Origin of the sequence: Aeromonas sp. R6-2, from assembly GCF_040908155.1 — a bacterium.
GTDB classification, from domain to species: Bacteria; Pseudomonadota; Gammaproteobacteria; order Enterobacterales; family Aeromonadaceae; genus Aeromonas; species Aeromonas schubertii.
This window is the reverse complement of record NZ_JBFODE010000029.1, coordinates 135,282-160,345: the sequence shown is the minus strand read 5'-3', so window position 1 is coordinate 160,345 and position 25,064 is coordinate 135,282. Positions and strand designations below refer to the sequence as shown.

The window sequence follows — 25,064 nt, the reverse complement described above, 5'->3', positions numbered from 1 at the left end:
ATGGCCTATGACCTGCTCTCAATCGGTACCTCAGGAGTATTGGCTCAACAGCGCATGTTGCAGACGACCAGTAACAACATCGTCAACGTCAACAGTCAGGGGTACGTACGTGAACGGACCCTGCTCTATACCAACGGGTACGGTTGGGGCGTTGGTGACAATGTTACCGAGAGGGTGATCAATCAGTATGCCCTCTCTGAGTTTCGTCGTGACACCTCTTCGATGGCATTTGCCAACAGTCGTTATGAGCAGCTCTCGTTGACCGACAGCATGCTCAGTGACAAGGCCAACAGTGTGGGTACTACGATCACCTCCTATTTCAATGCTCTGCATAATGCCAATGAGTCTCCGAGCGACCTGTTTGCCAGAACCAATACCCTCTCCGAGATCGATAACATGGTGAGCCGTTTCCATTCTCAATCGGCTCGCCTGGATAAACAGACCGACAATATCAACAGCCGGATTTCCGACAATGTGGATAAGGTCAATGGGCTTCTCAAGAGTATCAATGAATTAAACGAGGCCATCGTCAAGACCAATGGTGCGACCGAAGAGAACATCATGCTGTTTGATCAGCGTGATGATGCTATTCGTCAGCTCTCGGAGATGATGGATGTTCGGACGGTGAACCAACCGAATGGCAGCGTCTTGATCAATATGGCCAATGGCCAGTCACTGGTGTTGGCCGGTTCATATGCCCAGATGTCGGTTATTCCGGGCGAGCCTGATTCGCGGATGAGTGAAATTAACTGGCAACTGGGCAACAGTACCAGCCAGATCGATTCCACCACTCTGGGGGGAAGTCTGGGAGGCCTGTTCCAGGCCAGAGCGGATCTGGAGCCCACCAAACGTGAGTTGGGGCAGCTGGCGGTATCGATCGCCGATGCGATGAATCAGCAGAACCGCCTCGGGATGGATCTCGACAATGAAATTGGCGGGGATATCTTCTCGCTGACCAGCGCAAAAGGGTTGGAATACAAAAGTAATACCGGATCGGTGCAGGGTACTGCCTCTTTTGTGCCCGGCAAAGGTTCTCAGGTGATGCCTTTTGACTATGAGGTCAAGTTTGGTGCCGCTGGTGCGTTTGAGGTATTTAGCATAGGGGCAGACGGGAAACCGACGTCTGTGGGGACAGGCAGCATGCCTCCCAACAGCTATGAAATAGCAGGGCAGGGGATTCAGCTCGACTTCACTGGTGCCCCGGCCTCAGGGGACAGACTGCTGTTCCAACCCACCAAGCAGGCCGCCAGCGGGATAGAAAAGATTATTACCCGTGGTGAAGATCTGGCCCTGGCGTCTCCACTCAAGGCTGATGCCAATAGTCAAAACCAGGGAAATGGCGCTATCACCATCAACGGTGTGTTCAACACGGGCACCGGCTCGGCATTGGCGGCGAACAACCTGGATCCGACCGCCCCTCAAGTGATCAAAATCGCGGCGAACGGTGACTACCAGGTTTATGCCGGTGATGGCACAACCTTGATAGGGACGGCACCAGCATCCACCAATGGTCAAAATATTCTTGCAGAGTTGAAAGATGCGGGCGGGACACTTGTATATGCCAATCCCCAGTCTGTCCCCGGTTATGACTTCAGTATTACCGGAAAAGTGAAGCCGACGGACCAATTCAACATTGCATACAACCGGGATGGTTTTGCCAACAACGAAAATGGCTTGAAGCTGGCTGATCTCCAGAGTAAAGACCTGGTGAGAAAACAGAGCAGTGCATCGAGTGATGACAAGATGACGTTTGGAGAAGCGAGCTCTTCCATCGTCGTCAATATTGGTAACAAAGCCAGTCAGGCCAAGATTAGCATGGAGGCCAGCAAGGCCAAGCTGCTCCAGAGCCAGACGCTCTTCGAGAGTACCTCCGGGGTCAACCTCGAGGAAGAGGCGGCCAATTTGATCCGTTATCAGCAGGCCTATTCGGCATCGGCTCAGGTGGTGTCGACGGCCAAGACCATCTTTGACACCATACTGTCGGCGGTGAGGTAATCATTATGCGTGTCACCACTAACATGATTTACAACCGTAACCTCTCCTCGTTGACCTCTTCTAATGAGCGGCTGAACAATGCCTATGAGCAGTGGCAGACGGGGGACAAGTTCAAGACAGCGGGACAAGACCCGGCAGGGATGAACCAGAAGCTTGAACTGACCAACGAGATCGATCTCTACAAGCAGTACAGTATCAATGGTGGACTATTAGAAAATAGCCTGAGCCATGAGGATACTATTCTCGATGCACTCAACTCGACCATGATGAGTGCTCGAACACTGATCCTGAAGTCAAATAGTGGTGTGCTGAGTCAGGATGATCGTAACTCCATTGCAAGTGAATTGTCTGGTCTGCAAAAGCAGATGTTTGATCTGATTAATACCAAGAATGCCCAAGGGGACTATATCTTCGGTGGTAATCAGAGCCAGAAGCAGCCCTATGTCAAGGACGCGTCGGGGAACTATGTATTCCAAGGGGACACGGGGCAACGTTTTATACAGATATCCCCCACCGTCGCCATCCCTGCAAATGACAATGGATTGGGAATATTTGAATCTGTGCCTACTCGAAGAACCGCAAGTTCTGGTTCGGCTGGCTTGAGCGTAAAAATATCTGACCAAGGGCAGTTCGATAATTATTATCAACAGAACTACAACCCTGTCGGCGGGAATAACTTCACGCTGGAAACGACAGCCGGAACACCCAATACCTATCAGATCAAAGATGGGGGCGGAGCCGTCATCCAGTCCGGGGACCTCTCGGCCGAAGGCACGGTTGCCTTCAATGGTATGGAGTTGAAGGTGACCGGCGCCATCGGAGGAGCCCCCCTGGGATTTGGCCTGGACGCACCCAAAAATGACAACATTCTCAACGGTATGCAGAGTTTTATCGAAGCATTGCAGGATCCGACCGTCGTGCAGGATGAGCTGTTGGCCAAGGCTGCCGATGGCTTGGTGCATCTGGATAATGCAAGGCTTCGCATCGACAGGGCTCAAGGCGATGTCGGGGCCCGGTTGAACAACCTAAAACAGGTGATGGACTCCAACTCCTCTCTGGACGTCTTTAACAAGACGGTGAGGGCCAAGGTATCAGAAGCCGACATCTATGAGGTCATTGCGGCGATTGCGACAGAAGAGGCGGCTTTGAGTGCCTCACAGACGGCATTTAGCCGGATCGGACGTTTGACGCTCTTTGACTACATTCGATAACGCTTATTTGTACAGAAAAAACCCGCTTTCAGGCGGGTTTTTGATTTTTTGCTAAAGGAAATCTGTGCCGGGTCGATACAGTGAACATGGTGGTTATCAATCTGTTCTTGAAAGAAGTTGCTAAAAAAAGCTAAAGGAATCAGATAGGCCGCCGATACAAAGTCAAGCCAGATAAATGACTGGCTAAAAATAAAAAATAAAAGATCTGTTTTAAGCTTAGGAGAATAGTCATGAGTATGTACGTTAATACCAACGTATCGAGCATCAATGCTCAACGTCAGCTTCGTGGTAATAATATGGGGCTGGACACCGCATATCAGCGTCTCTCTTCTGGTCTGCGCATTAATAGCGCAAAAGATGATGCGGCTGGTCTGCAAATATCAAACCGTATGACCTCTCAGATTAATGGTCTCAACCAGGGTAACCGTAATGCAAATGACGGCATCGCCATGGCTCAGACTGCTGAAGGTGCGATGGAAGAGATCACCGGCATGCTGCAACGTATGCGGACCCTCTCGTCCCAGTCTGCCAACGGCACCAATACGACGGCCGATCGTCAGGCTCTGCAACAAGAGGTGGATCAACTCTCCCAAGAGATTACCCGGGTATCCAACGACACCACCTTCGGTGGCAAGAAACTGCTCGACGGTAATGCCGCCGTTGCCGCAGGGGTGAATATTCAGGTCGGTTCCGATGCCAACCAGATCATCTCCTTCAAACTCTCTTTCTCCTTCTCGGTAGATGGTTTGAAGACGGCTTCTGGTTCGACCCTGGCTACCACAGGTTCAGGGGCTGCGACTCTGGTCGATATCAGTACCTCGACCAATGCCCAGTCTGTATTGGGCGGGATTGACAAGTTGATCCGTCAGGTAGACTCCAAGCGAGCCGAACTGGGTGCCGTACAGAACCGACTGGAGTCGACCATTCGCAACCAGTCCAACATCTCCGAGAATGTTTCCGCGGCCCGCTCCCGCGTGAGAGATGCCGACTTTGCGGTTGAAACGGCTAACCTGACTCAGTTCAACATACTGCAGCAGGCATCCAGTACCATCCTGACTCAGGCGAACGCCCGCCCGCAAGGTGCGCTGTCTCTGCTCAGAGGTTAACAATAAAAAAGAAAGGCGGTTGTTCAGGCCGCCTTTCGGGAGGACGTATCAGAGGGTGTTCGGGATATCATGTCTCTGATCCGCCACAACTATGGTAGTCTTTAAAGCTCAGCGAGCTTGGTATACAAATGTATCCATCACTCGCCAAGAATTCTCCTGAGCTAAAGCTCGTTGGCCGACCTTGTGTCGGCCCTTTTTATATGTGTTCCATAGCAAAGCACATAACGTGCCACTTTTTCGCGTTTATCATGTGCCTCGAGTGGGGCTCTTTGGCAAGCACGCCACTCCATGAGGTGAGGATGAGTGACACTATAGCGTCATAGAGTCGTCACCACCCTCTGACGCCCCCGTCTTGAGTCAAAAAAACATCTCAACCGTCCCCCCAGAAGGGCGATGGCAAAAAGTGGTCGGGGGCGGCAATTTTTTTCCTAAAGTTATCTCCATCAATGCCGCTAAACAGGGTAAGCAAAACAAGGGTGTTCGGGACTCCTGAAATTTTGCGCTACGGCAGGTCCGGCTCCGTTCAAGTTGGATCTGCCAATGGAGGCATAGAAGCCTGTTCAACTTCTGTGTCTTCCTGGAGCAAGAGGGCTGGCAAACCGCGAGGCCTGCTCTGTGTATGAATTAGGAGAAATATCATGTCTTTATTTATCAACACTAACGTGTCCTCGCTGAATGCTCAGCGTAACTTGCTGAACAACAACAAGAATCTGGACACCGCTTACCAGCGCCTCTCCTCGGGTCTGCGTATCAACAGCGCCAAAGATGACGCCGCAGGTCTGCAGATCTCCAACCGTATGACCTCTCAGATCAATGGCCTTAACCAGGGTAACCGTAACGCTAACGACGGTATTGCCATGGCTCAGACCGCTGAAGGGGCGATGGAAGAAGTGACCGGTATGCTGCAGCGTATGCGTACCCTGGCATCCCAGTCTGCTAACGGTACCAACACCACTGCCGACCGTACCGCACTGCAGCAGGAAGTCGACCAGTTGTCCGAGGAGATCACCCGTATCTCTAACGACACCACCTTCGGTGGCAAGAAGCTGCTCGACGGTACTGCCGGTGAAGTCAAAATCCAGGTGGGCTCCGACGCTAACCAGACCATCTCTTTCAAACTGACCATCGCGTTCTCCGTCGATGGCTTGAAGACGGCTTCTGGCTCTACCCTGGCAACGAGTGGATCCGGTGCGACTACCAAGGTTGATATCAGTACCTCTACCAACGCCCAGTCCGTACTCGGTGGCATCGACAAGATGATCCAGAAGGTGGACTCCCAGCGTGCACAGTTGGGTGCGGTTCAAAACCGTCTCGAATCGACCATCCGTAACCAGTCGAACATCTCCGAGAACCTCTCGGGTGCTCGCTCACGGGTTCGCGATGCCGACTTTGCCGTAGAGACTGCCAACCTGACCCAGAGCAACATTCTGCAGCAGGCGGCCTCCAGTGTACTGGCTCAGGCTAACCAACGTCCGACCAGCGCCCTGTCACTGCTGCGTTAAGGGTAATGCAGGTAGGAGGCTATCATGACCATGGTCAATCCTGACAAAGCCTCCTCTGTTGTGTTGACCACGACGAGGGAAGGGGGTGGCCCGGAGGCCGCCACCTTCCCTTTGGTACAACATAAGGAGGCAACTGCAACGACCGTTCAGCCAAAGCCGACAGGCCAGCATGAGAGCAAGCACATTTCGGCCGAAGCTGTTGAAAAACAGGTACAAAAGTTGCAGGAGATCGCCCAGACGAAGGGGTGGTATCTCAACATCTCGATGGACAAGGAGCTGAGCAAGACTGTCATTAAGGTGTTTGATAAGGACTCGAAAGAGTTGATTCGTCAGATTCCGAGTGAAGAACTGCTGGCGTTGTCAAAGAGATTGAAAACACTTCAGGAGAGTGAATTCGGTGAGCAGGTGAAAGGGCTGCTCTTCGACCAATCCGTATAGATGAGAGGATGTAGAAATGGGGACTTTTGCCGGGGTTGGCTCTGGGCTGCCGCTTGAAGAGTTGATTACCTCACAGCTGAATGTAAAACGCACCCAGTTTGAAAAACAGATCGTGGGACGTGAGACGCTGGCCAAAACTACACTCTCCGGTGTTGGTCAACTAAAGTCTGCCCTTTCTACCTTTGTCTCTTCTCTTGAGAAAATGTCCAAGCCCAGTGACTTTGCCGGTAAAATGGTCACTGTCAAGCAGAATGCCGATGATCCCCTCCTGAGTGTCGAAGCCAAAAACACCGCAAGTGCCGGTAGTTATGATATCAAAGTCACTCAGATGGCCACAGGCTCCCGCTATACCTCCAAAGATGGGACTTTCACCTCCTCCAAAGACGTCGTGGCTACGGCAGACGGAACATTGACCTTTGCCGTCGATGGCAAGACTTTCGATGTCGAGCTCAAGGCCGGTGATACCCTGGAGACGCTACGCAGCAAGCTCAATGAGGCCGGTAAGGAATATGGCGTCTCGGCCAACCTTATCAACGAAAATGGCAAGAGTCGCCTCATCGTTGACTCCGCCAAGACGGGGGCGGGCAATGACCTTTCTATTACGGCGAGCACAGCCGAGTTGGAAAAGTTTCAGACGACGGGTCCCAACGCAAAAATGGATGTAACCTTGCCGGCCGAGAATGCATTGGTCAATATTAATGGGCTCGATATCTCCCATGACAGCAATAAATTTGAGAACGTAGTGCAGGATCTGACGTTCACTATTAATCGACTCAGTGAAAATGATGCATTAGGCAAGCCTAAAGCCACCCAGATGACGGTGTCCAACGATACCAAAAAGGCAAAGGAAAATATTGAGGCCTTTGTCAAGTCATATAATGATTTGATGGGGAAAATGGATGACCTCAGTAAGCGTGGCACCTATGTCAATGGAAAGAAACAGGACGATGGTGGCTTGCTACCCGGTGATGCCTCTATCTACGCCATTAGAAATATGCTGTTTAAGACGATGGGAGAGGGAACGGGTGACAATAGTAGCACTCTGTTCAACATCGGCATAAAGATGGACAAGGATGGGCGCCTCTCTATTGATAACACCAAGCTGGATAACGCTCTGAAAAATGAATTCGACAAGGTGACTGATATTTTTTCCGGCGATAATGGCTTGTCGACAAAGCTGGTGCCTCAATTAAAAGAGTATACAAAATCATCTGGCTTGTTGGCCAAACGGGAAGAGCAACTGAATACTCAAGTGAAAGGCTACACTAAAGAGCGCGCCGATTTCGCCGATGAAATGGAAAAGTATGAGAAAGGGCTGCGGGCCAAGTATGCCAATCTGGATGTGATGATCGCTCGCATGAACTCCAGCTCCAGCGCTCTGAATTCCATGCTGCTCAGCGGCATCTAAGTGACTTGTAAAGAGAGATAAAGATGTACAACAAGGGAGTAAAGGCCTACCAGAAGAGCTCTCTGGAAGCCGAGCTGGCAGTTGCGGACCCTCATCGTGTGATCCAGTTGCTGATGCAAGGTGCCCTGGAGCGCATTGCCAAAGCCAAGGGGGCCATCGAACGCCGGGATTTTGAGCAGAAAGCAACCCTGATCTCGGCAGCCAACGCCATCATCAATGGCTTGCAGGATGCCCTTGACCCTGATCAAAAAGAGATCAGCGGTAATTTCTATGCGTTTTACGAGAGTATCAAGGCGCTGCTGACGGAGGCCTCTGTCTCCATGGATGTGGCTCCCCTTGATCAGGCCATCAGCTTGCTACTGCCCGTGAAGGCCGCATGGGATCAGATCCCCGAGGCGGAGAAGCAGAAGGCGTATCAGCAGCGACATCAAGGAGAAACCTCTTGAACGCCGCCCTCGTGAATACCTTGATAGAGGTCGATGAGGCATTACTGGCTGCCTGTGTAGAGGAGTTCGAACCCGAACTCCTCTTCTCGCTTTTTGACCGGCGTGATGAGCTGATTGAACGCCTTCGTCCTCCCTTTGATGATATCGAACCGGACCACAGAGATAAGCTGCTTTCCTTGGACAACCAGGTTATTACACGCCTCAATGAACTGCACGAGCGTGTGTCTGACAAACTCTCCCAGCTGGGAAAGCGCCATAAAGCGATCGATCTCTACAACAGCATCAGGTGAAGCATGAATATTGAAGAGCGACTCCGAGCCGCCGAGGAAGAGTTGGCCCGTCTCGAGCAGCAGCAGGCCCAAATGCAGGCGTTGCAAGAGATCATGCCCATTCGCTTTGCTGAAAACATGTCGGCGTTTGAGAAGTGGTTGCCTGATATTGCTCAACTTTTTGAGGATTATGAGCCGCGTCGCCCCTTCTCCATTTTCTGTAACCACAACGGCATTCCCAATCTTCACTGGAAAGAGAGTGATGAGAATCTGTACCCTGAGAATCCATTTGACTATTGCCAGGCGCAGATCCATGCGGTCCTCCATGAGCACAAGTTAATCCGCTACGGTTTCGAGCCTCAATGGGACCCCTTCAAGCAGCAACATATGCTCTACGTCAATGAGCTGGCCAGGCGTCTCCAGCGGTTTCGTCAGGATGAATCTTTCGAGCCTCTTGTCAGCATGTCGGGGGATGTGCCCTTCATGCTGCTGTTCGGGGTAGGGCTGGGTTATCACCTTGGCTATCTCTACGAGCAATGCATACCGGAGAATCTCTATCTGGTTGAGCCGGATATGGATATTTTCTTTGCCTCGCTCTTTACCTTCGATTGGGCCCCCTTGCTTGAATATATCCAGAGCAATGGCCTCGGCCTGCACCTCTTTCTTGGGCAGGATGAAGAGTCCATCATGGCGGATTTTCGCACCGCACTGTTTAGAGATGGTTCCTATCTCATTACGACCATGATGGGGTTTGCCCACTACGGATCCAAACCCATTATCTCGCTACAGCGCCGTATTTCCGAAGAGTTCCATGCGCTTAGCATGGGGTGGGGGTTCTTCGATGACAACCTGTTCGGATTGGCCAATGCTTATCGCACTATCTCCGACGGGGTGCCATTTTTCCGAAGTGACCGCCCTCTTGCCAAGCGACTGAGTGAGGTGCCCGTCTTTGTGGTGGCCAACGGCCCCTCGCTCGACCGGGATATCGACTATATCCGCGCTCACCAGTCCGGCGCCTTGATCATCGCCTGCGGCACGGCCATTTGGTCACTCTATCGTGCCGGAATAAAACCCGATTTCTACCTGGCGATTGAGCGGGCCACGAATGTTTCGGAGCATCTGGCATCCTTGGGGATCAATGACTATCTGGCCGATATTCCTATGATCGCCACCGATATCATCCACCCCAAGACACGAGCCTTCTTCAAGCGGGTCGTGGTTGGTTTCAAGATTGATGACTCTCCCTGCTGTCTGTTTGCCACCAATAATCGCACCATGGCCCGCTACATAGGTTTTGACTGTGCTAACCCCCTGGTGGGGAATCTGGGGCTGAGCGTTCCCCTGCATTTGGGGTTTCGCCATATCTGTCTGTTCGGTGTGGATAATGGATTCAGGAGTGAAGGGCACCATCACTCGCGGCTGAGCAGTTATTATGACGCCGATGGAAACCCACTGGAGGCGTTTGCCCAGATGGCATTGGCTATCGGTGAGCACTGGCGCCCGGCAAATTTTGGGGGCGAGGTGCAGACCAACAAGCTCTTCACTCAATCGATCCTCAGTGCCGAGGTGTTGCTTACCCATTTCAATGAGGTCAACGTCTACAACTGTAGCGATGGTGCCATGTTGAGGGGGGCACAGCCGTGTCATGCGGATGCATTACCGCTGAATTACCCGCCTGTCGACAAAGGAGCCCTGGTCGATGCCCTGTTGACACAGCACGCCGAGCCTATTGCTCTGGGGCGCGACGAGATCCTGAGTTACATGGATCCCGAGCTCTTCGATGGGTTGCTGGATAGGGTAATGCATATCTGGTCCCGAGAGATGGGGACTCGCCGTGAGGTGGTGGCCGCCTGTCAGCTCTGCACCAGCTTTATCAAGCCGCTGATTGCGACACGCCACGCCTTTATTCACAGGGTCTTGTTCGGTGAGTTTAACTATCTCTTCTCTTTGATGATCAACATGGCTTATTGCGGCAGCGATGAGGCGACTTCCATGCAGCTGGTCAATGAGAACCGTCCCCTGTTGTTGGAGTTCTTCGAGAGAATGAAGCGGATGTACCCCTGTGCACTCGACTATGTGCAGGGGGAGCATCAGGGGGTGGTGCCGGATCTTCCCTATGGTTCGACCCTGATATCATGATAAATCCAAGGCCATCCCGGAGGATGGCCTTCTCATTTTGTTCCTGCCTGTGAAGAGGGTTGGTTCAGCAGTGAAACCAGCTCGTATTCCAGCCAATCCGCCAATCCCAGCCAATCCTCCCGCTCCTGACAGCCTAGCAAGGCGCTCATGATCCGGCTCAAGGGGTGAGCCAGCTCGGGTCTGTCTGCATAAGCGTCCATCAGTTGCTGTAGCCGGTTTGGCAGCTCTTGTGTCGCCTCCAGCGAGAGACCAAGCCTGAATTGGTGGGCGAGTCGTTGCAGCTCGTCAATGGGCGTCATCGCAGTGCCTCCGGAAGATAGGGGCAACCCGCAATATCGGCGCCCTCGCGAGTCGCGTTATAGAAATGAACATCGGGATGGGCGGCGATGTAGCGTTCGAGTTGTGCCCGGTAGGTGGCGAAGTTGACGCTGGTGGCAACCCGTTGGCCATGGCCGTTGAGAACCCAGTGCTTGCTGCTTTGGCTGCAGGAGCCCAGCTCTCCCGGGGACCAACCACTATGGGTTCGCTCCCCGACAAAGGCCAGATCCACCCCCAGCAAGACCAGCTCGTTACAACCCATACGAACGGCGAGATCGGTGGCAACGTGTATGACACTCCCCCCGGAGAAGAGCTCTCCCTTGGGATGCTGTTGGCGTACCGAGGCATAGAGCGGGCTGGGCGAGTAAGCGGCAAAGCGTCGCCCTTGCCAGGCTTGCAGGGTCGAGTTTGGCACCAGCGGGAAGTAGACCAGTCCACAGTCTGCGGGGGGGAGACGATCGCCCCAGATCTGATGGTCGATAGAGACGACCCAATCCGGGGTGATGCCGTGGGCAAAGAGGGTGCGGCAGGCCGTATCGGCCGCAATGATCAAGGGGCGTTCGGGGCGAGCCACCAGAGTGGCCAACTCGGCAACATGATCGGACAGGGTGGGGCCCGAGCCCAGAATCAACGCCCGCCTACCCGACTCGGAACCAAAGAGCTCGGTGACGTCCCCATCCTGTGCGAGTAGGGTAAGGTTCCCTTGCAGGCGGGCCTGTAGCGTCGGATCTTCCGGTGTAAAGCGACGATTGACGAAGGGGAGGGTGATCTCGCCCACCAGTCGGTCTCTTACCCGGGAGGCGCCCTCTTCCACCAGGATGAGCTCGCTTGGCAGGGCGAAGAAGGGGAGGGCAATTTCTTGCTCGTCGCTGGCCAACGTCAGCTTGACCCGGGGGTCTTGCAGCCAATCGTCCTGCTCGAGCAGGGCCAGCACTAGGGTGAACAGGCTGTGATTGAGAATATGCACGTGTAGAGTCTCGAGATCGCTACGCGTCAGCAGGGTGCGTTGCAGATCCCCAAGGCCGGTGCCATAGAGGTGCAGAGTGCGTGCCGCCGGCAGGTTGGCGGCCTGAAGCTCGGCCTCGGCTACCCGGTCGTGGCGGCTGGTAAGCTGGATGCCGTTGACCAGCAGGGTGCTGCCGAGCCCCTCGCACAGCTCCACCTGCAGATCCCCGAGTTGCGCCTCGGCCAGGGTGGCCGCCAGCGCCGGCCAACGTGTCTCAATCAATGCCAGATGATGGCGCAGCAGCTCTTCATTCATCTTGTTCTATCCATGCCCAGTCCAGTGGCTGACCTGCCTGTTGGCTGGCGGTGACCCGCTTGCCGATCAGGCGGTCGTAGTCGGCCGGGGGGAGCCCCATGGCCGGGCGCACCGACTGAATATGGGCGGGAGTGAGGCGTTCGCCGGCGCCGATCGGCTTGACCAGATAGAGAGAGCGGCGAAACGCCCGGTTACCCCGTTCGCTCTCGGTGAGGGTGAAGCCCGCCTGGCCGAGGGCCGCGTGGGCGGTGTTGACGGCCGCTATCATCGCCTGCATCTCGGCCGGCTCCATGGAGAAGGCGCAATCCGGCCCCCCGTCGGCCCGAGCCTTGGTGAAGTGCTTCTCGATGAGGGTGGCGCCCAGGGCCGTGGCCGCGATGGCGGTGGCGCTGCCGAGGGTGTGATCCGAGAGGCCCACCTCGACCCCGAAGCGTTGGCGCAGCAGGGAGAGGGTACGCAGGTTGTACTCGGCCGCCGGCGCCGGATAGCCGCTCACGCAGTGCAGCAGGGCGAGTTGGCCGCTGCCGTGGGTCAGGGCGGTGTCGACCGCGGCGGCGATCTCGGCCTCGTCGGCCATGCCGGTCGACATGATGAGCGGCTTGCCGGTCTGGGCGGCGTAACGTATGAGGGGGAGGTCGACCAGCTCGAAGGAGGCGATCTTGTAGGCCGGGCAATCAAGGGATTCGAGCAGGTCGACCGCACTGTGATCGAACGGGCTGCTAAAGACGGTGATGCCGAGCTCGCGACCGAGGGTGAACAGCTCGGCATGCCACTCCCAGGGGGTGTGGGCCCACTGATAGAGGTCATAGAGGCTATGGCCATCCCACAGGCCGCCGTGGATCTGAAACTCGGGGCGATCGCTCTTAAGGGTGATGGTGTCGGGGCGGTAGGTCTGCAGCTTGACGGCGCTGGCGCCGCTCTCTTTGGCCAGGCGCATGATGGCCTTGGCCTGCGCCAGGTCACCGTTATGGTTGGCCGACAGCTCGGCAATCACGTAGGGCGGGTGGTCGGGGCCGATGGGGCGCCGGTCGATCAGCATAATGGTTCCTCGTGTCAGGCTTGACCCAGATGCCAGTCGGCTCGCCAGGGGGCGGGCGCAGGGCAGGGGGGCGGCGTCTCAAGCGTCAGCTCTGGGTCGGGTAAAAAGGCGAGCAAGGCGTGTGCCAGCTCGCGCCACTGGGCGGCGTCGAGCCGCTCGGGGGCATCGCAGCGAAGGCGGTTGCCGATCAGGGTCAGGGGCACAGGGGGCTGATCGGGCTTGCGCCACGCCCAGTGCCCCCCCACCGGGTGCAGGCCGTGGTCTGCCGGTTGCAGCATGATGGCGCAAAGGCGTGCCAGCCCGAGGCCGTCGACCAGAGCCTGGGCCCGTTGCCGGTAACCCTCGGCATCGGCGTGCAGGCGGGTCAACGCCTCGTCGAGCAGATGCGGCTCGTGCAGTGCAGACAGGGTGAGCCGCTCGGCAAGGCGGTAGTGGGCAATCACCTCGTCGTTGAACACCTGGTTGTCGACGATGGGCACCGCCAGGGTCGGCAACCCGAGGCAGGCGCGCTCCCAGGTCATACCGCCGGCGGCGCCGATGGCAAGATCGTGCTCTGCCATCAGTGCCGCCATCCGGTGCGACTCGCGCAGCAGGGTGATGTCGGGATGGGCCTGGCACCAGGCGGCTATCTCGGCCCAATGGGGGTTGGCGCCGCCGGCCACCAGGGTCCAGCTCAGGCGCGTCATCCAGGGGGTGAGGGCCAGGCTCTGCAAGGTGCTGAGACAGGCCCCCGCCGGATCGGCGCCGCCAAAGCAGATGAGGCCTCGCCGCCAGGGGCCCCCCCCCTGCCTGGCCAGGGCACGAAAGGCCGGGCGCAGCGGGGCGAAGCGGGTGCCGAGCAGGAGCCGGCAGCCGGGGCTGAGCCAGGGGGCGTAGTCGGCCTCCTGGCGCAGTGGCCCCTGATCGAGCAGCACGTCGGCCTGATGGGGGCGATCGGCGAGATCGTCGATGACCATCAGCCGGCCACACAGGGGCGCGGCGCGGCGCTCCCAATCGGCGTCCAGCCCATAGTGATCCACCACCAACCAGTCGGGGCGAAGTGTGGCCAGCGGTGCCAGATCGCCTGCGTCCCCCAGCGAGTGCAACCGGTATGGTGCCAGGCGAGGGGTAAGCGCCTCGGACAACTCGTGGCACAGGAAGTGGCACTCGGCCCCGGCCCGGCTCAGGGCGTCGGCCAGGGCGAGGCAGCGCATCAGGTGGCCAAGGCCGATGGCCGGGTTGGCGTCGAGGCGAAAGGCGACGCGCATCAAGGGGCCCCGTGCAGGGCGCGGTAGAGGAGCTCGGCCAGGTGCCAGTCCTCTTCGGTGTCGATGTCGACCACCCGCCAACGGGGCAGCGGGTGCCCGGCGCTGTGGGTGTGACCATGGAGCCAGGCCTCCCGCGTGGCCCAGTAGAACTGGCCCGCATCTTGATAGGCTTTCTCCAGATCCTGGGAGCGTTTGGCCATCATCTCGGGCCAGAAGGGGGTGACGTGGCCACGCTCGTCCATGCGCACGGCGCGCTGGATGGGAAAGGCAAATTCCGCCACCGAGTAGACGAAGGGGACATCCCCTTCCGTCAGCTTCTGATAGGCCGCGCTCAGGTCGGCCGCTTCGATCAGGGGGACGGTGGCGTAGATGCAGCAGTAGTGATCGCTGGTGATACCGAGCGCCTGCAGCCGCGCGATGGTGTCGATGACGACGGGGGTGGTGCCAGTGTGATCGTCGGCCAGCGCCGGTGGGCGCAAGAACGGCACCTCGGCCCCGAGGGTACGGGCGCACGCGGCGATCTCGTCGTCATCGGTTGAGACCACTATGTGGGTGAAGCAGCCGCTCTGACGGGCCGCTTCGATGGCGTAGGCCAGCATGGGCTTGCCACAGAAGGGCCGGATGTTCTTGCGCGGTATCCGCTTGCTGCCGCCACGGGCGGGAATGATGGCGATGGCCATTGAGCCCCCAAACTGGTTACAACTGTCTAATTTTTTTGAGATTATATCTTTCTATCCGATTTTGTAATCGCCCGTGTTCACTTCTGTTGGCCGGGGCCGATAACAGCGAGAGAGGCACAGCCATGCAGTATGGCATTGAACTGCGAGCGGTGACGCCGCCCGATCTGCGCGCCTTGCGCGCCTGGCGCAACAGCGACGGGGTGCGCCTGCAGATGCAGGACACCCGGCGGATCCTGCCCGCCCAGCAACGTACCTGGTTCGAGCGCATCCAGCAGGCTCCGTTCGAATGGCACCGGGTGGTCTGGTGCCGTGGGCTGCGTGCCGGGTATGTCAATCTCAAGGGGTGTGAGGGGCAGCCCTGGCAGGGGCAGGAGGGGGTCGATGCCGGCCTCTACCTCGGTCACAGCGAGGTGCGCCATCCCATGCTGGCGGTGGCTGCCGCCCTGGCGCAGCTGGACGCCGCCTTCGACACCCTGCGGGTGGCCAGCATCCACACCCGGGTGCGCATCGGCAACGAGGCGGCGCTGCGTCTCAATGAGCGCCTCGGCTACCGTGTCGTGGCCCGGAACGATGAATTTGTTACCCTGGCGCTGTCTCCCGACGATTATCACAGTGCCAACGCCTTACTGAGGAGGTTTTTCCGATGATGTCCCTTGAACAGGTGTTCGCCACCGCCCTCGGTATTGACGCCGACCAGGTCACCGATGCACTGACTTACAGCACCATTCCCCAGTGGGACTCGGTCGCCCATATGGGCCTCATCGCCCAGTTGGAAGATGCCTACGGCATCCTGCTCGACACCGATGACATCATTGATATGAGCTCGGTCGCCAAGGCACGTGCGATCCTCGCCAAATACGGTGTGGCCCTCTGATGTTGCGCCTCGAGGGACGTGTTGCCCTGGTCACCGGCGCATGCCGCGGTATGGGACTGGCCATTGCGCGCCAGTTGCTGGCAGCCGGGGCCACCGTGTACCTCAACGGCCGGGATGACGCGCGCCTCGGCGAGACACTTGCCGAGTTGGGGGCTTCATCCCTGGCTCGCCCCGCCTGTTTCGATGTGGCGGACCCGGCGGCGGTCAAGGCCGCCTTCGGGCAGATCCTGAAAGAGGCGGGGCGACTCGATATCCTGGTCAACAATGCCGGGGTGCTGGAGGAGGGGCTGGTCGGCATGACCAACGACGCCATGCTGCACCGGGTGTTCGAGGTGAACACCTTCGGCGCTTTCTATTGCTGCCAGTACGCAGCCAGGCTGATGGCCCGCTGCGGTAAGGGGAGCATCATCAATCTCGCCTCCATCATGGGGGCGCGCGGCGCCGCCGGCATGAGTGCCTACAGCGCCAGCAAGGCGGCGGTGATCGGCATCACGCACTCTCTGGCCAAGGAGTTGGCTGGCAGCGGCGTGCGGGTCAATGCCATTGCCCCCGGCTTTATCGATACCGACATGGCGCGCTCGCTCCCTCCCGAGAAGTTCGCCGAGCGGCTCGCCAGCATCCCCATGGGGCGTATCGGCACCCCCGACGAGGTGGCCGGGGTCGCCCTGTTCCTCGCCTCCGATCTGGCCAGTTACGTGACCGGCCAGGTGATCGGGGTGGACGGGGGCATGGTGATCTGATGGCTGCCCTGCTCACCCACCTCTACCCCGGCAACCCGGCTCCCGCCTGGTGGGATCCGGCGCTCGGCTGGCTCAGCTACGGCGATCTGGCCGAGCGGGTGGCCGCCCTGGCTACCAGCTACCCGACCGGGCGTCAGCTGGTCTATCTGCCCTTTGTCACTTCAACCCGCCACCTGCTGCACTACCTGCTCGCCCTGCGCGATGGCCACGCCATCATGTTGGCCGATCCGTCCCAGGAGGCCGCGCCCTTGTGCCAGCGCTTTGGCGTGAGCGTGCTGGTGACCGAGGAGGGGGAGTGCCGGCGCCTGGGCGCCGCGCCGACCCTCCACCCCGAGCTGGCGGTGCTGCTGCCCACCTCGGGCAGCACCGGGGGGAGCAAGTGGGTGCGACTGTCACGGGTGAGCCTCGAGGCCAACGCCGAGGCCATCTGTGCCTACCTCGCCATCGACGGGGGCGAGCGGGCCATCACCAGCCTGCCGCTCTTCTATTCGTTTGGCATGTCGGTGCTCAACAGCCACCTGCTCGCCGGCGCCTCCCTGGTGCAGTGCGAGGCAAGCCCGCTTGAGCGCGGCTTCTGGGAGCGGGTCGATGCCCTCCAGGTCACCAGCGTGGCCGGGGTGCCCTTCACCTACCAGATGCTCTCGCGCCTTCGCTTCGACTGGTCGCGTCACCCCAGCCTCACTACCCTGACCCAGGCGGGGGGCCGGCTCGAGCCGGCCCTGGCCGAGCGCTTCGCCCGTGAGGCGGTAAGCCTTGGGCGGCGCTTCTTCGTCATGTATGGCCAGACCGAGGCGGGGCCGCGCATCGCCTGGCTTGGCCACGAGGAGGTGCTGGAGGCCCCCGGTGCCATCGGCCGCGCCATTGCGGGGGGACATCTCTTCTTGCGCCCCGAGCCAGGCCTGCCGGACGGGGAAGGGGAGCTTATCGTCGAGGGACCGAGCGTCATGCTGGGTTATGCCAGCGAGGCGACGGATCTGGCGCGCGGGCGCGAGACCTGGCAGCTTGCCACCGGCGATCTGGCCCGCTGCGACGAGGCGGGGCGTTTTTACCTCACCGGTCGCTTGAGCCGCTTCTTGAAGCTCTATGGCAAGCGGGTGAGCCTGGCCGAAGTTGAGGCCTGGCTGCACACCCAGGGGGTGCAGGGGGCGGCCACGGGCCGCGACGATCGGCTGCTGGTGGCCCTGGAGGGGGAGGGCGATGTCGATGCCCTGCAGTTGGCGCTCGCTCACTGGCTCAAGGTGACACCGGCCAGCGTGCGGGTGCAGGCGGTCGCAGCCCTGCCGCGGCGCAGCAACCTCAAGATTGACTACCCGGCCCTGCAGGCCCTGCTGGAGCACCCATGAACGAGTTGCTGAGCGCTCCCGTCTTCGGACTGCCCCAGGCCGACAAAGCGGCCCTGTTGCTTGGGCGCCTCAATGCCCTCACTGCCCGGCACAGGGCGGCCTGCGCCCCTTACGACAACATCCTCTCAGCCTATGGCTGGGGGGAGGCCGGCGATGACGAGAGTCTGCCCTATCTGGCGGCGCGCCTCTTTAAACTGGCGCGCTGGCAGAGCGTGCCGGACCAGGAGGTGTTCAAGGTGCTCACCTCCTCGGGCACCACGGGGGCCCCCTCGCAGATCGTGCTGGATCGGGAAACCGCCGCCTTGCAGAGCAAGGTGCTGGTGAAGATCCTGCAAGAGTTTGTCGGCAAGCAGCGCCTGCCCATGCTGCTGGTGGAGCAGCCGGCCCTCATTCAGAGCCGCGCGGGCTTCTCGGCCCGTGGCGCCGGTGCCCTGGGGCTATCGTTTCTCGGGCGCGATCACACCTATGCCCTCGATGAGCAGATGCGACCCAACTGGTCGGCTATCGAGGGGTTTTGTGAAAAATATGCCGGCCAGCCGGTGTTGCTGTTTGGTTTTACCTTCATGGTGTGGCAGTGCCTGCTTGAGCCGCTGCGTGAGCGGGGACTCACACTGCCCCTTGAGCAGGGTGTGCTGTTTCACAGCGGAGGCTGGAAGAAGCTGACCCACCTGGCGGTGGACAACGCCGCCTTCAAGGGGCGCTGCCGCGAGCGGCTGGGGCTGTCACGGGTGCACAACTTCTACGGCATGGTCGAGCAGGTGGGTTCGGTGTTTGTCGAGTGTGAGGCGGGCCACCTGCACGCCCCTGTGTTTGCCGATCTGCTGGTGCGCGATCCTCTGACCCACGCGCCGCTCCCGATGGGGCAGGCGGGGCTGCTGCAGGTGCTTTCAGCGATCCCGCAGAGCTACCCGGGGCACTCCCTGTTGACCGAGGACATGGGGCGGCTGCTGGGCCGCGATGACTGTCCATGCGGTCGCAAGGGGCACTATTTCGAGGTTTTGGGGCGCCAGCGTGGCGCCGAGGTACGGGGATGCAGCGACACCTTCTCATAGATGGCCTGGCCGGCGCGGCGATGGGGGACGACTGGACCCTGGCCCCCGAGGTCACCATGGCACTGCCAGAGAGCAGTTGGGCGGCGTTCGAGCCTGCGCCACTCCCTTGCGCCGCGCCCGTCATTATCTCGTTTCTGGCCGCGCTCTCGGCGCGTCTACAACAGGTCGGGCGCGATTGGCCCGATCTGGCGGCCTTTGGCTTCTGGCTACGGCAACGCAATCAGGCCCCACAGGCCGCTCGCATGGCTGGCCGCGCCCCGCTCGGGGTGGTGTTTCACCTGGTGCCTTCCAACGTGCCGACCGTGGCGTTCTATTCCTGGCTGATGGCGCTGCTCGCGGGCAACGCCAGCGTGGTGCGTCTCTCTTCACGGCAGGATCCCGAGCAAGAAGCCATGCTCCAGATCCTTGCCGAGCTGTTTGCCGATCCCGGTTGGCAACCGATCGCCCAGCGTACCCGCTTTATCCGCTACGGCCATGATGAGACCATCACCGGGTGGCTGAGCGCGCGCTGCGCCCTTCGCATCATCTGGGGGGGCGATGAGACCATCCGTGCCGTGCGCGCCATTCCCCTCGCGCCCCACGCCCAGGAAGTGGTGTTTCCGGATCGCCGTTCGCTGGCACTCATCGATAGCCGCTGGCTGTCCGGGCTGGACGAGCACGGCTGGCAGCGCGCCCTGCAGGGGCTACGCCTCGATTGCACCCGTTTTAACCAGCTCGCCTGCGCCTCACCCACCACCCTGGTGTGGTTGGGGAGTCCTCCGCCTGCGGTGCGCCAGCGTCTGCTTGAGGAGACGTTTGCCCCCTTCGCCGGCGCTCCTCGGCTTGTCATGGAGCGACTGGTGCAGTGTCAGATGAATGTCGCCGGCGGTGGCACCGATGCGCTCACCAGGTTGGCGGGCGTCACCGTCTTGACGCAGCCGACGCCCTCAGCGTTGCAACACATCGGAGGAGGTACAGTTGCCGAGTGGGTGGCCGATAGCTGGGAAGCGGTGCAGACGCAGCCCTGGTCGATGCAGACCTGCGTCTACTTAGGTGAATCCCTGTCGACGGCGCGCGAGCGCCTGACGGCTGCCCGAGGGCGCATCGACCGGGTGGTGGCGCCGGGGCAGGCCTTGGCGTTTGATTGGTTCTGGGATGGTATCGAGCTGCCCATGGCTTGCAGTCGCATGGTTCGTTAGATATTCAATATTGGGTGCCCATCACACAACAGCCGCCAGATCAAAGAATTACATTGGACTGGCACGCCTCTTGCCTTAAAACATCCTATAAAGGGGAGAGGGGTTGACAGGGACCGTGCGGTAGCCTTGCCAAAATTCACTCATCCCTCTCCTTTCTGTCTGTTTTTCCAGCGGAAATGTCTATGAAAGTCAGTGTACTGGTGCCGGTTTATAACCTCGAGCGCTTCATCGAGCCGTGCCTGCTAAGCCTACTCACGCAGGAGACCCATTTTGATTTCGAAGTGATCGCCATCGATGATGGTTCAAGCGACGGCTCTTGGTCCATCATGCAGCGTCTGGCGGCCCAGTGGCCGCGGTTGCGGGTCTTGCCCAATCCAGGCAATCAGGGGCTGGCCAAGACTCAGAAGCGGCTGCTGGCCGAGGCGAGGGGAGAGTACATCGCCTATGTTGATGGGGATGATCTGGCGCTACCTGGCAAACTACAACGCCAGGCTGACTATTTGGATGCTCATCCCGATTGCACCCTCTGCTATCACGAGTCGGAGATGTTTGATGATGAGACCGATGCGCGCATCAAGCTCTTCACTCGCGATTACTACAATGCCCGTTACCTCGAACCCGTGATGACGCGAGAGGCGTTGATCCGCTTCGGGGTCTTCGTCAATGCCAGCTCCATCATGTTCCGCCGCTATAACGGCATGGCCGATGCCATTGATGAAGGGTGCAAGATCATTCTCGATTATCCCTGGCATATCCTGAATCTTTCCCTTAATCCGGGCACCCTGGATTTCATCCCCGAGTTGTTGGGGCGTTATCGCTTCCATACCCAGAGCTTCGGCGGGCAGACCCGCAAATCGGCAGAGCGGCGTGAGCAGTCGCTGCGCGACCTGTTGCGCGCCTGTGACAATGCCGCTGCATTCGGCGCTGATCCCGTGGTCATTGCTCAGGGGCGTGCCCATCACTACTACTCTGCCGCGCTCTACTTTTTGCGGCAGGATGACGTTGCCCGTTTTACTCAGCTCATCGAGCAGTCGGCGGCAGAGGTTGAGGAGCTGGCCCCTGGTTGGTTCTTCGACGAGCGCCATCAACTGGCGTGGGCGCAGCGAACCCATCCCGCCCGGGTCGTACAACAACTGTTTGGAGAAGCGGCGTGAGTTATCAGGCAATCGTCATTGGCGCCGGGCTGTCTGGCGCCGTTATGGCTGAACGCATGGCCAGCCAGCTTGGCTGGAAGGTGCTGGTGCTGGAGCAACGTGACCATATCGGTGGCAACTGCTTCGATGAGTACGACGAGCATGGCGTGCTGATCCATCGCTATGGGCCGCACCTCTTCCATACCGACAGCAAAGAGGTGTGGGATTACCTGTCGCAGTTTACCGAGTGGTTGCCTTACGAGCATCGCGTGCTGTCATGTATCGACGGGCAGTTGGTGCCTATCCCGTTCAACCTGACCAGCATCGAGCGCTGTTTCCCCGTCGACAAGGCCGGCGCCATGATTGAGGCCCTGCGCACCCGGTTCGGGGATGACGCCAGAGTACCGATTCTCGAACTGCGCAAGGAGCAGGACCCCCTGCTGGGTGAACTGGCGGATTTCATCTATCAGAAGGCGTTCGTCAACTACACCAGCAAACAGTGGGGAGTACCACCCGAGCAGATATCCCCCGAGGTGACGGCGCGAGTACCCGTGGTGGTCAGTCGGGATGATCGCTACTTCACCGACCCCTGGCAGGCTGTGCCGGCCGCAGGCTATACCGCCATGTTTGAGCGCATACTTGCGCACCCCTTGATTGATGTGCGGCTGTCTACTCCCATGGCACAGCACGTCAGGCTGGATTGGCAGCAGAAGCAGGTGCTGCTGGATGGTGAGCCATTTGACGGCCCCTTGATCTATACCGGAATGCTGGATCATCTGCTGCCGGCAGAGGGGTATTATCTGCCATATCGCTCACTGCGTTTTGAGCATCGCCATCTGGCGCAGGAACAATTTCAACCTGTCACCACCGTCAACTATCCGAATGAAGAAGCCTTCACGCGGATCACCGAGTTCAAGCATTTCAGCGGGCAGGTGCATCCCGGCACCAGCATCGTTTACGAATATCCCTGTGACTATCAGCCGGAACAGGGTATCGAGCCCTACTACCCGCTGTTTACCGATGAGGCCAAACAGAACTATCAGGCTTGCCGCGATGAATTGACACAGCTCCCGCAACTGATTGCTTTGGGCCGCCTTGCCGAGTACCGCTATTTCGATATGGATGATGCAGTGGATAACGCGCTGAACAACTTCTCTCGATTGGTTTTCGATGCCTTTTTTTCTTTTTTAAATAAGTGATAAATATAATCTATTGCAGAGATGGGTATTTTCATTCCGCATAAGCATTCTAGTTTTTGAGCGTGAATTTTATTTAATTTATTTTATTTTCATGCATGTAAAGGTATATATGAGTCATTATAAGGTGATGTCTCCCGAATTGCGGGATTTACTAGAAAATAGCCAGTTTATAACTGTTCTTGATAATTACCTTTGCAATGATAATATAACACATGTTTCACTGGATATTTTTGATACATTATTGCGTCGTGCATGTGATGAACCCTCGTGGGTTTTTGAGGAGTCTGCGAGACGATTGCTAAATAGAGGTCTTGAACTGCCAATAGAGGCAGAAGATTATAGATTTTGCCGTAGCGAGGCTGAAGCTCGTGCTCGCAAACTTATTTCAGGTGAAGAAATTTGTTTTGACGATATTTTTGAACAGTTGCCTTTTAGTGATGAAATTAAGGCGGCGCTTAAAGTTGAAGAGCTGAAAGTAGAACGAGAAATTCTTTATCCAGACCCGATTATTCAAGAGGTTTTGATACGTGCACAACTTAAAAACAAACTGATTGTTTTTATTTCTGATATGTATTTGCCGGAAGTTTTTTTGCGCGACTGTATTGCAGTAAAATGCCCTAAAATTACTTATAATTATTTATTTGTTTCATCCAGTGTTGGGTTGACCAAGCAGAGTGGCGCTCTCTTTAGCCATGTAGTTACTCAGATGGAGCTGAAACCAGAGCAAGTCTTGCATATTGGTGATAACCCGAAGGCCGATGTGCAGTCGGCACAACGACTTGGTTTGGCTTCTTTGCATTTTGATCTACCAGACCATCTGTCTGAGATATTGGAAAACGAGAAACTCTATCGGGTAAATCTGCCATCTAACATGCAGCATGCCAGGAAGCTGGCTGTCCTCTCAATGCCCCAACAACTTTCCGAAGAGGAGCAATTTTTCTACGCATATGGAGCCTTTATCCTTGGGCCCATCCTGACGGCATTTTCCAAGTGGGTTCTGCAGTCGGCAAAACGACTGAAGGTAAAAAATATTTTGTCGCTTATGCGAGAGGGTGGGATCTTTGCTGCCTGTATCAACCGCCAGATCGATTTTCAATCGCAGCAGTACTCGGATGTATGTTGTCAGACCTGTTATGCCTCACGCAAGGCGACTTATTTACCGGCGATAGATGATAGCCAGCTGGAAGACGCGGTCTCCCAGACTTTGATGCGTCGTAATTACACAGTTCGTGACTTTTTCAATGAATTTGGGATTCAGGATGTCAGATTGACATCTTTTCTCGACACGCCGCTGGCGTTCCTGGATCAAATAGCTATCGATGGTCAAGACGGTTTGCAGCTGATGGCCGATGTATTTGAGATAAATATCGATCAGATCAAGAGAAATATTCATAAAAACAAGCTTGCCATGCGAGAATATTTTGGGGGACTGACCGGGAATGAGCCCTATCTGCTAGTTGACTTGGGTGGCGGTGGGACGATTCCCTTTCAAATTAGCAAGGCCATGTTGCAACAGCCAATGACCAGTCTGTTGCTCTACTGTAACCATAGAGGCAGCAAAAACTCCGTTATCACGCCGATCAGTGCCTTTATTCCGGTGCGTAACGATACCATAAAGGGGATCAAGAAGATTGCCCGTTCACCAGAGATTTTTGAAATTGTTCTTGTTGGTTTGGAAGGGAGCACACTGGGGTATCGGCGTACCTCGGAAGGGAAAGTTGTGCCGCGACAGGCAGAGGTTCGCTACAGTGCCCAGCATCAGCAAAATATCCTGAGTTTTGAGGCAGGAGTTAATGCCTATCAGTTATGGGACCAGTCGCTGGGCATCGCCGAATCCGATTTGAGTGAACGCATCTCTTTTTTACGCATGATGGAGCGTCTGGTCGAGTGCCCGGTATCGAGCGAGGTGCACTATCTTGGAAATATGGTTCATGAAGACAACTTTGGTTCGGAGCGTAGTTACAAGGTAATTAATTCTTCAGGACTGGAGCGGATTAATTCAGAAGGGTGCGAGGGTTTCTATCGCAAGTTCAGTAAAAACATGTCTTATGGTGAGCGCTGGTTGGCTTGGCCACAAGGTTCTCTGAGTCTGCTGGATCCTGATTTAATGATGGATTTTGTCGGCTTACGCGATGCGCGTTACAAGCACGCCCAAGCGGTCGATAGGCTTCTGGAATTGATGCAAAGTCAACATGCCACCGAAGTCATAGTGTATGGGGCGGGAGAATTTTTTGAGTGTCTGGCACCGGAGCTGGTTAAAAACAACATCCATATTTGTAGCGTGATCGATAAAAAGGCAAACTTTGGACACTACCAAGTGATGGGATATGACGTGATATCATTATCAGAGTGCTCAATTCAGTCTGGTTCTGTACTGATTATCGCGTCCGCCTCCTTTGTGGAGGAAATAAAACGAGACATTTTTTCGGCTATATCCCGTAAAGATGTGACCATATTGTCATTGAATTGAATTCCAAGGAAACCGA

Annotated in this window: 24 protein-coding genes; 18 read left to right on the top strand and 6 right to left on the bottom strand. The window is 57.3% G+C overall.

Annotation, left to right across the window (positions count from 1 at the left end; genetic code table 11):
• Both flgK and flgL read left to right on the top strand, forming a co-directional pair.
• Nucleotides 1–1,995: a flagellar hook-associated protein FlgK gene (gene flgK / locus AB5Y48_RS05470; protein ID WP_050664689.1), complete on the top strand. Its 1,995-nt coding sequence runs from the start codon at nt 1–3 to the stop codon at nt 1,993–1,995.
• Nucleotides 1,996–2,000: 5 nt separating this feature from the next.
• Nucleotides 2,001–3,206: a flagellar hook-associated protein FlgL gene (flgL, locus tag AB5Y48_RS05465; protein WP_368163955.1), complete on the top strand. Its 1,206-nt coding sequence runs from the start codon at nt 2,001–2,003 to the stop codon at nt 3,204–3,206.
• On the opposite strand, the gene AB5Y48_RS05460 is transcribed toward flgL, so the two are convergent.
• Nucleotides 3,194–3,583: a hypothetical protein gene (locus AB5Y48_RS05460; protein WP_368163988.1), complete on the bottom strand. Its 390-nt coding sequence runs from the start codon at nt 3,581–3,583 to the stop codon at nt 3,194–3,196. The genes flgL and AB5Y48_RS05460 overlap by 13 nt on opposite strands.
• Between AB5Y48_RS05460 and AB5Y48_RS05455 the strand changes: the two genes are divergently transcribed.
• From AB5Y48_RS05455 to AB5Y48_RS05425, 7 genes are all read left to right on the top strand, one after another.
• Complete coding sequence (locus AB5Y48_RS05455; RefSeq protein WP_368163986.1) at nt 3,470–4,312, top strand: flagellin; 843 nt, start codon at nt 3,470–3,472, stop codon at nt 4,310–4,312. The genes AB5Y48_RS05460 and AB5Y48_RS05455 overlap by 114 nt on opposite strands.
• 638 nt (nt 4,313–4,950) lie before the next feature.
• A complete protein-coding gene (locus tag AB5Y48_RS05450) occupies nt 4,951–5,814 on the top strand; it encodes a flagellin (RefSeq protein ID WP_050664691.1) in 864 nt (287 codons plus the stop codon).
• Between the two features lie 24 nt (nt 5,815–5,838).
• The gene (locus AB5Y48_RS05445; protein ID WP_224162108.1) at nt 5,839–6,252 is read left to right on the top strand and encodes a flagellar protein FlaG; all 414 of its coding nucleotides are present in this window, start codon (nt 5,839–5,841) and stop codon (nt 6,250–6,252) included.
• Between the two features lie 16 nt (nt 6,253–6,268).
• Nucleotides 6,269–7,660 (top strand): flagellar filament capping protein FliD, encoded by a 1,392-nt coding sequence (gene fliD / locus AB5Y48_RS05440; RefSeq protein ID WP_050664692.1) that lies wholly within the window; start codon nt 6,269–6,271, stop codon nt 7,658–7,660.
• Nucleotides 7,661–7,683: 23 nt separating this feature from the next.
• Entirely contained in the window at nt 7,684–8,106 is a 423-nt protein-coding gene (gene fliS / locus AB5Y48_RS05435) for a flagellar export chaperone FliS (RefSeq protein WP_050664693.1), read from the top strand.
• Complete coding sequence (locus AB5Y48_RS05430) at nt 8,103–8,396, top strand: hypothetical protein (protein WP_082177843.1); 294 nt, start codon at nt 8,103–8,105, stop codon at nt 8,394–8,396. Before fliS ends, AB5Y48_RS05430 begins: the two co-directional genes overlap by 4 nt.
• Nucleotides 8,397–8,399: 3 nt before the next feature.
• On the top strand, nt 8,400–10,514 hold the full coding sequence (locus tag AB5Y48_RS05425; RefSeq protein WP_368163954.1) for a 6-hydroxymethylpterin diphosphokinase MptE-like protein: 2,115 nt from the start codon (nt 8,400–8,402) through the stop codon (nt 10,512–10,514).
• Between the two features lie 32 nt (nt 10,515–10,546).
• Here the strand turns inward: AB5Y48_RS05425 and AB5Y48_RS05420 are convergent, their stop codons facing one another.
• The 5 genes from AB5Y48_RS05420 to pseF are packed head-to-tail and all read right to left on the bottom strand — an operon-like array spanning nt 10,547 to nt 15,059.
• On the bottom strand, nt 10,547–10,813 hold the full coding sequence (locus tag AB5Y48_RS05420) for a hypothetical protein (protein WP_050664696.1): 267 nt from the start codon (nt 10,811–10,813) through the stop codon (nt 10,547–10,549).
• A complete protein-coding gene (locus tag AB5Y48_RS05415; RefSeq protein WP_368163953.1) occupies nt 10,810–12,093 on the bottom strand; it encodes a motility associated factor glycosyltransferase family protein in 1,284 nt (427 codons plus the stop codon). The genes AB5Y48_RS05420 and AB5Y48_RS05415 overlap by 4 nt, the downstream gene beginning before the upstream one ends.
• Complete coding sequence (gene pseI, locus AB5Y48_RS05410; RefSeq protein WP_050664698.1) at nt 12,086–13,132, bottom strand: pseudaminic acid synthase; 1,047 nt, start codon at nt 13,130–13,132, stop codon at nt 12,086–12,088. Before pseI ends, AB5Y48_RS05415 begins: the two co-directional genes overlap by 8 nt.
• 14 nt (nt 13,133–13,146) lie before the next feature.
• Complete coding sequence (pseG, locus tag AB5Y48_RS05405) at nt 13,147–14,379, bottom strand: UDP-2,4-diacetamido-2,4,6-trideoxy-beta-L-altropyranose hydrolase (protein WP_368163952.1); 1,233 nt, start codon at nt 14,377–14,379, stop codon at nt 13,147–13,149.
• Nucleotides 14,379–15,059: a pseudaminic acid cytidylyltransferase gene (gene pseF, locus AB5Y48_RS05400; RefSeq protein ID WP_368163951.1), complete on the bottom strand. Its 681-nt coding sequence runs from the start codon at nt 15,057–15,059 to the stop codon at nt 14,379–14,381. The genes pseG and pseF overlap by 1 nt, the downstream gene beginning before the upstream one ends.
• A 122-nt stretch (nt 15,060–15,181) precedes the next feature.
• Between pseF and AB5Y48_RS05395 the strand changes: the two genes are divergently transcribed.
• The 9 genes from AB5Y48_RS05395 (at nt 15,182) to AB5Y48_RS05355 (ending at nt 25,048) form a co-directional block, all read left to right on the top strand.
• Nucleotides 15,182–15,706 (top strand): GNAT family N-acetyltransferase, encoded by a 525-nt coding sequence (locus AB5Y48_RS05395; RefSeq protein ID WP_368163950.1) that lies wholly within the window; start codon nt 15,182–15,184, stop codon nt 15,704–15,706.
• A complete protein-coding gene (locus tag AB5Y48_RS05390) occupies nt 15,706–15,933 on the top strand; it encodes an acyl carrier protein (RefSeq protein ID WP_197273638.1) in 228 nt (75 codons plus the stop codon). The genes AB5Y48_RS05395 and AB5Y48_RS05390 overlap by 1 nt, the downstream gene beginning before the upstream one ends.
• The gene (locus AB5Y48_RS05385; protein WP_368163985.1) at nt 15,930–16,673 is read left to right on the top strand and encodes an SDR family NAD(P)-dependent oxidoreductase; all 744 of its coding nucleotides are present in this window, start codon (nt 15,930–15,932) and stop codon (nt 16,671–16,673) included. The genes AB5Y48_RS05390 and AB5Y48_RS05385 overlap by 4 nt, the downstream gene beginning before the upstream one ends.
• Nucleotides 16,673–18,016 carry an AMP-binding protein gene (locus AB5Y48_RS05380; protein ID WP_368163949.1) on the top strand — a complete coding sequence of 448 codons (1,344 nt, stop codon included), beginning with the start codon at nt 16,673–16,675 and terminating at the stop codon, nt 18,014–18,016. Before AB5Y48_RS05385 ends, AB5Y48_RS05380 begins: the two co-directional genes overlap by 1 nt.
• Nucleotides 18,013–19,068: an acyl-protein synthase gene (locus AB5Y48_RS05375; RefSeq protein ID WP_005353174.1), complete on the top strand. Its 1,056-nt coding sequence runs from the start codon at nt 18,013–18,015 to the stop codon at nt 19,066–19,068. The genes AB5Y48_RS05380 and AB5Y48_RS05375 overlap by 4 nt, the downstream gene beginning before the upstream one ends.
• Nucleotides 19,069–19,124: 56 nt before the next feature.
• Nucleotides 19,125–20,246: an acyl-CoA reductase gene (locus AB5Y48_RS05370; RefSeq protein WP_368163984.1), complete on the top strand. Its 1,122-nt coding sequence runs from the start codon at nt 19,125–19,127 to the stop codon at nt 20,244–20,246.
• Between the two features lie 182 nt (nt 20,247–20,428).
• On the top strand, nt 20,429–21,400 hold the full coding sequence (locus AB5Y48_RS05365; protein WP_368163948.1) for a glycosyltransferase family 2 protein: 972 nt from the start codon (nt 20,429–20,431) through the stop codon (nt 21,398–21,400).
• Nucleotides 21,397–22,578, top strand: a complete 1,182-nt coding sequence (gene glf, locus AB5Y48_RS05360; RefSeq protein WP_368163947.1) for a UDP-galactopyranose mutase — start codon at nt 21,397–21,399, stop codon at nt 22,576–22,578. Before AB5Y48_RS05365 ends, glf begins: the two co-directional genes overlap by 4 nt.
• A 127-nt stretch (nt 22,579–22,705) precedes the next feature.
• Nucleotides 22,706–25,048, top strand: a complete 2,343-nt coding sequence (locus tag AB5Y48_RS05355; protein ID WP_368163946.1) for an HAD-IA family hydrolase — start codon at nt 22,706–22,708, stop codon at nt 25,046–25,048.
• Nucleotides 25,049–25,064: the final 16 nt, after the last annotated feature.

Coding starts and splice junctions, on each gene's coding strand:
- flgK (WP_050664689.1), top strand. CDS start 1: ATGGCCTATGACCTGCTCTCAATCGGTACCTCAGGAGTATTGGCTCAA.
- flgL (WP_368163955.1), top strand. CDS start 2,001: ATGCGTGTCACCACTAACATGATTTACAACCGTAACCTCTCCTCGTTG.
- AB5Y48_RS05450 (WP_050664691.1), top strand. CDS start 4,951: ATGTCTTTATTTATCAACACTAACGTGTCCTCGCTGAATGCTCAGCGT.
- AB5Y48_RS05445 (WP_224162108.1), top strand. CDS start 5,839: ATGACCATGGTCAATCCTGACAAAGCCTCCTCTGTTGTGTTGACCACG.
- fliD (WP_050664692.1), top strand. CDS start 6,269: ATGGGGACTTTTGCCGGGGTTGGCTCTGGGCTGCCGCTTGAAGAGTTG.
- fliS (WP_050664693.1), top strand. CDS start 7,684: ATGTACAACAAGGGAGTAAAGGCCTACCAGAAGAGCTCTCTGGAAGCC.
- AB5Y48_RS05425 (WP_368163954.1), top strand. CDS start 8,400: ATGAATATTGAAGAGCGACTCCGAGCCGCCGAGGAAGAGTTGGCCCGT.
- AB5Y48_RS05420 (WP_050664696.1), bottom strand. CDS start 10,813: ATGACGCCCATTGACGAGCTGCAACGACTCGCCCACCAATTCAGGCTT.
- AB5Y48_RS05415 (WP_368163953.1), bottom strand. CDS start 12,093: ATGAATGAAGAGCTGCTGCGCCATCATCTGGCATTGATTGAGACACGT.
- pseI (WP_050664698.1), bottom strand. CDS start 13,132: ATGCTGATCGACCGGCGCCCCATCGGCCCCGACCACCCGCCCTACGTG.
- pseG (WP_368163952.1), bottom strand. CDS start 14,379: ATGCGCGTCGCCTTTCGCCTCGACGCCAACCCGGCCATCGGCCTTGGC.
- pseF (WP_368163951.1), bottom strand. CDS start 15,059: ATGGCCATCGCCATCATTCCCGCCCGTGGCGGCAGCAAGCGGATACCG.
- AB5Y48_RS05395 (WP_368163950.1), top strand. CDS start 15,182: ATGCAGTATGGCATTGAACTGCGAGCGGTGACGCCGCCCGATCTGCGC.
- AB5Y48_RS05390 (WP_197273638.1), top strand. CDS start 15,706: ATGTCCCTTGAACAGGTGTTCGCCACCGCCCTCGGTATTGACGCCGAC.
- AB5Y48_RS05380 (WP_368163949.1), top strand. CDS start 16,673: ATGGCTGCCCTGCTCACCCACCTCTACCCCGGCAACCCGGCTCCCGCC.
- AB5Y48_RS05375 (WP_005353174.1), top strand. CDS start 18,013: ATGAACGAGTTGCTGAGCGCTCCCGTCTTCGGACTGCCCCAGGCCGAC.
- AB5Y48_RS05370 (WP_368163984.1), top strand. CDS start 19,125: ATGGCACTGCCAGAGAGCAGTTGGGCGGCGTTCGAGCCTGCGCCACTC.
- AB5Y48_RS05365 (WP_368163948.1), top strand. CDS start 20,429: ATGAAAGTCAGTGTACTGGTGCCGGTTTATAACCTCGAGCGCTTCATC.
- AB5Y48_RS05355 (WP_368163946.1), top strand. CDS start 22,706: ATGTCTCCCGAATTGCGGGATTTACTAGAAAATAGCCAGTTTATAACT.